Raw genomic sequence first — 7,865 nt, 5'->3', positions numbered from 1 at the left:
GATCAAGACAAAAACAGTGCTCACCAAGAGCACTTTCCCGCATCAGCGCGACTGTCATAATATAACACGCTCATATTCTTTCGTCAAGTATATTTTCAAGGTTTTTCATTATTTTTGCATATTATATTTTTCTTTCCATATAATATTTATCGATTGCGCGTTGATTGTTCCTTGTTTCTTTCATTTGCCTATGGTATTCTATGATAGAATTTATCCAAGAGAAATGTCCCCTGAAAGGAAATTGATATGCCGAAAAATCCGGTAAAGCATCAGTGCAGCTTCTGCAAGCGCATCATCGACGTGCGCGATCAATACGATATGCCGATCTACGATCCGAATACAGGCTTTGCAATCTGCAAGGACTGTGTGCGTGAGATCAACCGTTTCCTCGACGAGCACGACGCGTCCGTCTCCTCGGAGGAGCGCACATCGTTCCGCATGCAGCTCGACGACGTGCTCGAAAAGACGCGCCCGCACCTCATCAAAGAGTATCTGGACTCCTATATCATCAAGCAGGATCGCGCGAAAAAGATCCTCGCCGTCGCGGTCTACAATCACTATAAGCGCATGAAGTACGGCTACGAAAAGGAAGGCGAGGAGACGGAGATCGAGAAGTCGAACGTCATTATGCTCGGGCCCTCGGGCTGCGGCAAAACGGCACTGCTCTCCCATCTCTCGAAGCTCCTCGACGTGCCGTTCACGGTGACGGACGCCTCGAGCCTCACGGAGGCGGGCTTTGTCGGCGCGGATGTCGAGGTGGCCGTGCGCAATCTCTACTACGCGGCGGACAAGGACGTGGAGCGGGCAGAGCACGGCATCATCTATCTCGACGAGTTCGACAAGATTGCGCGCAAGTCCGGCGCGAACAACTCCATCACCGCCGACCCCGGTCACGAGGGCGTACAGCAGGCACTGCTGAAGATGCTCGAGGGCAGCGTCGTGGAGTTCACGGCGCGCGGGCAGCGCAAGCATCCGGAGGCGCCGACCATCAAGGTGGACACGAAGAACATCCTATTCATCGTCGGCGGCGCGTTCGTCGGCATCGAGAAGGTGATCTCCAAGCGCCTCAAAAAGGGCAATGTCTCCATCGGTTTCGGTGCAGAGGTGCGCGGCAAGGACATCGAGAAGGAGTTCGATACGCTCATTCATCAGGTGACGCCCGAGGATCTGATGGAGTACGGCATCATCCCCGAGATCATCGGGCGTCTGCCCGTCATCTGCACGCTGGAGACGCTGGATGAGGACGCCCTCCTGCGCATTCTCACCGAGCCCATCAACGCGCCCGTACGTCAGTACGAGAAGCTGCTCGCGATGGACGGCGTGGAACTCGTCTTTACCGAGGACGCACTGCGCGCCGTCGCAAAGAAGGCGATCGAGCGCAAGACCGGCGCGCGCAGCCTCAAGGGCATCATCGAGGAGGTCATGCTCGATGTGATGTTCGACATCCCGCGCGAGACCGCCCCGCGCCGAGTCACCGTGACGAAGGAATGCATCACGGAGGGCGCGGCCCCGATCGTCGAGGTCGCAGCGGCGGGATGAGAAATTTCATCTAAAAACAGTCGACGAAAAAGAGCGCATCGCGTGCGTTGAGAATGGCACGCGATGCGCTCTTTCTGTTGATTTGTTTAGTCCTTCATACGCGGCAGGGTCATCGTGCCGAAGGCTTTTTCCTTGCGGTGGCAGTGCGGGCACTCATTCTCGATGAGTCCCGTGTAGCCGCAGACGGGATCGCGGTCGACGGGGTGGTTGATGGAGAAGTACCCCATATCCGCGTCGTGCATGGCGCGCACGACCTTCTCGAACGCCTTGACGTTCTTCGACGGATCGCCGTCCATCTCGATGTAGGCGATGTGTCCCGCGTTCTCGAGCGCGTGGTACGGTGCCTCGATTCGGATTTTGTCGTAGGCGCTGATTTCGAAGTAGACGGGCACATGGCTGGAGTTTGTCATGTAGGAGCGGTCGGTGACGCCCGGGATATTGCCGTACGCCTTCTTGTTGGCACGCTGGAACTGTCCCGCCGTGCTCTCCGCCGGGGTGCCGAACGTTGACCAGTTGCGGTGCTCCGCCTCCGTGTAGGCGTCCGTGCGTTCGCGCATATGCCCGATGATCCGAAGGCCGAGTTCCTGCGCCTCCTCGCTCTCGCCGTGATGCTTGCCCGTGAGCGCGACGAGGCACTCGGCAAGGCCGCAGAAACCGATGGAGAACGACGCGTGCTTTAAGAGGTCCTTGATGGAGTCGACGGGGCTCGCTTTCTCGCTGTCGAGCCAGACGCCCTGTCCCATGAGGAACGGATAGTTGTAGACATGTTTTTCCTCGATGACCTTCAGACGGTCGAGGAGATAGTCGTGGCAGAGTTCGATGTAGTAGTCGTAGAGCTCCCAGAATTTATCGAGATCGCCCTTTGCCTCGAGCGCGAGCTTGGGCAGGTTGATCGTCGTAAAGGAGAAGTTGCCGCGGCTGCCCGACTGCTCGGGGCCGTTGACGTTGCTCATGACGCGCGTGCGGCAGCCCATCGTCGCAACGCAGCTGTTGTAGTCGCCGGGCTTGTAGTACTGGAGGTTGTACGGCGCATCGATGTTGACGTAGTTCGGGAAGAGCCGGCGCGCACTGACGCGGCAGGACTCGATGAAGAGGTCGTAGTTCGGATCCTCGGGGTTGTAGTTGACGCCCGCCTTCAGCTGGAATACGGAGATCGGGAAGATCGCCGTCTCACCGTTGCCGAGGCCGTTCCAAATGGCGCTGAGCACCTCGCGGGTGACGAGGCGCCCCTCGGGCGAGGTGTCCATGCCGTAGTTGATGGAGCTGAACGGCACCTGAGCGCCCGCGCGCGAGTGGAGTGTGTTGAAGTTGTGGATGAGCGCCTCCATCGCCTGATGCGTCTCCTCCTCGACGCTCTCACAGGCGAGCTGATAGATCGTATCCGCATCCGCCTCGAGCTCCTGTGCGACCGGCGTCTCAAACGCTGCGCTGTAAACGACGTTCAGTGCGCGCTGCAGTTCTGCACGCGCAAGCGCCGCCCGCTCCTCGTCCTGGTTCTCCGCGTAGACGCAGACGGCGAAATCGAGCTCATGGCGCAGTGCCTTTTTGAACGCTTCATGGGTGAACTGCCCGCGTCCGAGACGGTAGAGGAGCGCCTTCCACGCCTCCTCGACGAGCGCCTTGCGGAAGGACTTTTTCACGCCGTCCGCCATCGCGTAGTCAAATGCGTTGATGCTCTGCCCGCCGAACATGTCATTCTGGTTCGACTGGATCGCGATGCACGCGAGGCTCGCGTAGGCGCGAATGGAGTTCGGTTCACGCAGGAAGCCGTGTCCCGTGGAGAAGCCGCCGTGGAAGAGCTTCAGCAGATCGATCTGGCAGCAGTTGAACGTGATGAGCGAAAAGTCCTTGTCGTGAATGTGGATGAAGTTCTCGCGGTCCGCCGTCGCGTAGCGCTCATCGAGCACATAGTTGTCGACGAAGTGCTTCGCCCCCTCCGCGCCGAGTTTCAGCATGATGCCCATGGACGCGTCCGTGTTGATGTTCGCATTGTCGCGCTTGAGGTCGGAGTCAACGGCATCGGCGAAGAAGATGTCGCGATAGCTCGCCATGAGGTGCTTTTGCGCAAGACGGCGCTGCGCGTGGCGCTGGCGATAGGTGATGTAGCGGCGCGCGATGTCGTAGAAGCCGTGCGCGAGCAGCTGCTTCTCGACGAGATCCTGGATCTCCTCGACGCTGATCTCCGCGCGGTTCTCGAACGACGCCTCGACCGCCGCCGTCACCTCGTCGATCTCGAGCGCTGTCATCGGGTGCACATACTCCTTGCTCGCCGCCGCAATCGCGTTGAGAATCTTCGCGCGGTCATAGGGCACCGCGTGCCCCGCGCGCTTCGTTACCGTCGTCACTGTCATGAATAGAACTCCTTTAAAATATACTATATCTTGTGGTTGTCGTTCCTTGATACGGAACATATTGTAACAGAGCCGCGGATGATACGCAAGATATTTTTCAATTTTTCTCTGCTGCCCGTGCACGCTCCCCTGCCATTCTTTCTTTGCGTATCATCGTCCGATGGTATATAATGAAACATTATATCATGTTAAGAGGGGATCACTTTATGAACGACACAAATGCAGCCGCCTCCCGCCGCAGGATCATCCTGAGCGGCATCCAGCCCACCGGCACATTCACCCTGGGCAATTATCTCGGGGCGGTGAAGAATTGGCGGCAGCTGCAGGAGGAGTATGACTGCTATTATTTTGTCGCCGACCTCCACGCGCTCACGGTCTACCACGATCCCGCCGCGCGCAGGAAAGCGAGCCGCGAGGCGTTCGCTCTGCTGCTTGCGTGCGGGCTCGATCCCACGAAGAGCCTCGTCTTCATCCAGAGTCACGTGCCCGCCCACGCGCAGATGGCGTGGATGCTCTCCTGCCTCAGTCCGTTCGGCGATCTCTCGCGCATGACGCAGTTCAAGGACAAGTCGGCGAAGCACCCCGAGGACATCAATGCGGGGCTCTTCACATATCCTGCGCTGATGGCAGGCGACATCCTGCTCTATCAGGCGGACTACGTGCCCGTCGGCGCGGATCAGACGCAGCATCTCGAGTTCACGCGGAACATCGCCGCGCGGTTCAACCACATCTACGGCGAGACGTTCCGCCTGCCCGAGGGGTATTTCCCGAAGACAGGTGCACGCGTCATGAGCCTCGCGGAACCGACGGCAAAGATGAGCAAGTCGGACGAGAACGCCAAGGCGACGATCTTCATCCTCGACGATGAAAAGACCATCCTGAAGAAATTCAAATCCGCCGTCACGGACAGCGAGGCCCTGGTTGCGTTCCGCGAAGGAAAAGACGGCATCAACAATCTGATGACGATCTACTCCGCCGTGACGGGGAAATCCATGGAGGCGATCGCGGACGAATTCAGCGGCAAAGGCTACGGCGACTTCAAGACAGCGGTCGGCACGGTCGTCGCCGAGGAGCTGCGCGAGATCCGCGAGAACTACGCCCGGCTCCTCAAGGATGCGGCGTATCTCGACGCCGCCATCATGGACGGCACGGAACGCGCCTCACAGATCGCAGAGAAGACGCTCCGCAAAACGATGCGCAAAATGGGCCTCGTCTGATGAGTGCGCATCGCGTGACGCGCGCCGTCATCCTCGCGGCAGGACGCGGGACACGCCTCGCACCGCTGACGGATCATATGCCGAAGCCTCTCGTCCCCGTGAACGGGCGTCCGATCATCGCGACAATTTTAGATGCGCTTAATGATGCGGGGATTTCGTCGATTACTATTGTGCGGGGCTACGCTGGCGCAGCGTTCGACATGCTCCGCGCAGAGTACCCGCATCTCTCCTACATGGACAATCCCGACTGGGCGACGGCAAACAATATTTCATCCGTTGCGCGCGCAGGGCGGGCGGGGCTTCTCGAAGACAGCTACGTGATCGAGGGCGATCTCTATCTCGCGCATCCCGCCGTCATCACATCCATGCAGGAGCGCTCAAACTACATTGCGTTTCCCGTTGCAAAGACAGACGACTGGTGTTTCGACACGGACTCGGCCGGGAAGATCACACACATCGATACGGCGAGCGATCACCCGTGCCATCAGATGCTCGGGCTGTCGTACTGGACGCCAGAGGACGGACGGCGGCTCGCAGCGTGCGCGAACGAACTTTACAAGGAGGAGCGTTACCGCCAGCTCTACTGGGATGAGATCATGCTGAAATACTATCCGCACGAATGCGACGTATATATCAGGGAATGCGCGCGGGAGGATGTGTGGGAGATCGACACCGTGGAGGAGCTCAGGGCACTCGAGGAGCGCGTAAAGGGCAGCAAAAAGCCAATGGGATAGAGGGAGAATGAAAGTTATGAAACGTGTTTACACCTGCTTCTGCACCGACATCATCCACGAGGGACACCGGAACCTCCTTCGCGCTGCGGCAGAACTGGGCGCGGTGACCGTCGGCGTGCTCTCCGATCCGGAGATGGTGCGCTACAACCGCTTTCCGACCAAGGCGCTCGCCGAGCGCATGGAGATGATCCGCGTGCTGCCCGAGGTCGCAGAGGTCGTCGTACAGGAGCACATCATGTACGACGAGATTCTCGATCAGCTGCGCCCCGACTACGTGGTGCACGGGAGCAACTGGGCGCAGGGGCCCGAGTCCTCGATCCGCAAAAACGTGCTCGCCTGCCTCGCACGCTATGGCGGCGAGCTCGTCGAGCCGCCGTATACCGAAAGCAAGGAAGTCCGCAACATCGACTGGCGCATGCGCGAGCAGCTCGCGATGCCCGAGGCGCGCCGCGGGCGCCTGCGCCGCCTGCTCGAGATCGTCCCCATTGTAAAGACAATCGAGGTCCACAACGGCCTCACAGGACTGATCGCAGAGAAAACCGTCGTTGAGAACGACGGCGGGCTCGACCAGTTCGACGCCATGTGGATCTCGAGCCTCTGTGACTCGACCTCGCGCGGCAAACCGGACATCGAGCTGATCGACCTCTCTGACCGCATCCAGACCATCAACGAGGTCATGGACGTCACGACGAAGCCCATCATCCTCGACATGGACACGGGCGGCACAGCGGAGCATTTCGCCTACAACGTCCGCACCCTCGAGCGCATCGGCGTCTCTGCCGTCATCGTCGAGGACAAGACGGGCGCAAAGCGCAACTCCCTCTTCGGCACGGAGGTCGCACAGACGCAGGACACGATCGAAAACTTCTCCGAGAAGATCGCCGCAGGCAAAGCGGCGCAGCGCACCGAGGAGTTCATGATCATTGCGCGCATCGAGAGCCTGATTCTGGAAAAGGGCATCGAGGATGCGCTCGCGCGTGCAGAGGCCTATGTTGCTGCAGGCGCAGACGGCATCATGATTCACTCGCGCGCCAAATCGCCCGATGAGGTCATCGCGTTCTGCGACGCCTTCCACACGAGCCACCCCGACGTGCCCATCGTCGCCGTCCCCTCCTCCTACAACACCATCACGGAGGCGGAGCTTGCAGCGCACGGCGTGCGCATCGTCATCTACGCAAACCAGCTCACGCGCAGCGCCTTCCCCGCGATGGAGAACGCGGCGCGCTCCATCCTCGTCCATCACCGCGCGCACGAGATCGACGCCGAGCTCCTGCCGATCAAGGACATCATCCGGCTCATCGAGGTGGTATAGTGACAAATGAATGGAAGGCGGTCTGGAACCGGCGGCAGGCGGAGACAGACACCCTCACGGGGAGCTGGCAGAACATCTTTCTCGAGCTGAAACGGCTCAACGGATTTGACGTTGTGGACGGCGGCATCCCGCTGGACTCGCTCCTGATGCAGGGACGGCGGATCAGAGAGCTGCTGCATCTGACGGAGGGCATGAGCGTCTACGACGTCGGCTGCGGCGCGGGGGCAAACCTCTATCTCCTCGCGCGCAGCGGCATCGCCGTCGGCGGCACAGACTACGCCCGTCCGCTCGTCGAGATCGCACGCAGCGTGCTTCCTGCGGCGCGCGAGCTCACCTGCGGCGAGGCGGATGCCTTCGACACAACCATAAAATATGACGCTGCACTCTCCAACAGCGTCTTTTCATATTTTCCCGATGAGGCTTTTGCCGCGCGCGTTCTCACGCGCATGCTCAAAAAAACTGCGGGCGCGATCGGCCTCATCGACATCCACGACGCAGATAAAGAAGAAGAATTCCTCGCCTACCGCCGCGCCGCCATCCCGGACTACGACGAACGCTACAAGGGCCTCGGCAAGCTCTTCTACCGCCGCAGCTTCTTTGAGGACTTCGCCCGCGCGCACGATCTTCGCATCGAGTTCCCCGCCATCGAGATGGAAGGCTATTGGAACACCCCGTTCGTCTTTCACGTATTCCTGTATCGAAAGTAGGTCAC

6 protein-coding genes are annotated in these 7,865 nt (G+C 59.7%); 5 read left to right on the top strand and 1 reads right to left on the bottom strand.

The window, feature by feature from the left end; all coding sequences use genetic code 11:
• Positions 1 to 246: 246 nt before the first annotated feature.
• Positions 247 to 1,539: an ATP-dependent Clp protease ATP-binding subunit ClpX gene (gene clpX / locus HMPREF7545_RS08595; protein WP_006695345.1), complete on the top strand. Its 1,293-nt coding sequence runs from the start codon at positions 247 to 249 to the stop codon at positions 1,537 to 1,539.
• An 86-nt stretch (positions 1,540 to 1,625) separates the two neighbouring features.
• Here clpX and HMPREF7545_RS08590 read toward each other — a convergent pair whose 3' ends face one another.
• The gene (locus tag HMPREF7545_RS08590; RefSeq protein ID WP_040571329.1) at positions 1,626 to 3,890 is read right to left on the bottom strand and encodes an anaerobic ribonucleoside triphosphate reductase; all 2,265 of its coding nucleotides are present in this window, start codon (positions 3,888 to 3,890) and stop codon (positions 1,626 to 1,628) included.
• Between the two features lie 206 nt (positions 3,891 to 4,096).
• Between HMPREF7545_RS08590 and trpS the strand changes: the two genes are divergently transcribed.
• From trpS to HMPREF7545_RS08570, 4 genes are read left to right on the top strand one after another with little or no spacing between them, the layout of a single operon-like run.
• Positions 4,097 to 5,107 (top strand): tryptophan--tRNA ligase, encoded by a 1,011-nt coding sequence (gene trpS / locus HMPREF7545_RS08585; protein WP_006696423.1) that lies wholly within the window; start codon positions 4,097 to 4,099, stop codon positions 5,105 to 5,107.
• Entirely contained in the window at positions 5,107 to 5,841 is a 735-nt protein-coding gene (locus HMPREF7545_RS08580) for a phosphocholine cytidylyltransferase family protein (RefSeq protein WP_006695341.1), read from the top strand. Before trpS ends, HMPREF7545_RS08580 begins: the two co-directional genes overlap by 1 nt.
• A 16-nt stretch (positions 5,842 to 5,857) precedes the next feature.
• Entirely contained in the window at positions 5,858 to 7,153 is a 1,296-nt protein-coding gene (aepX, locus tag HMPREF7545_RS08575; protein WP_006696425.1) for a phosphoenolpyruvate mutase, read from the top strand.
• On the top strand, positions 7,153 to 7,860 hold the full coding sequence (locus HMPREF7545_RS08570) for a class I SAM-dependent methyltransferase (protein WP_006695339.1): 708 nt from the start codon (positions 7,153 to 7,155) through the stop codon (positions 7,858 to 7,860). The genes aepX and HMPREF7545_RS08570 overlap by 1 nt, the downstream gene beginning before the upstream one ends.
• Positions 7,861 to 7,865: the final 5 nt, after the last annotated feature.

Source organism: Centipeda noxia ATCC 43541 (genome assembly GCF_000160555.1).
Taxonomy (GTDB): Bacteria; Bacillota; Negativicutes; order Selenomonadales; family Selenomonadaceae; genus Centipeda; species Centipeda noxia.
The sequence above is the reverse complement of the archived record's forward strand: the minus strand, read 5'-3'. Positions and strand labels throughout refer to the sequence as shown.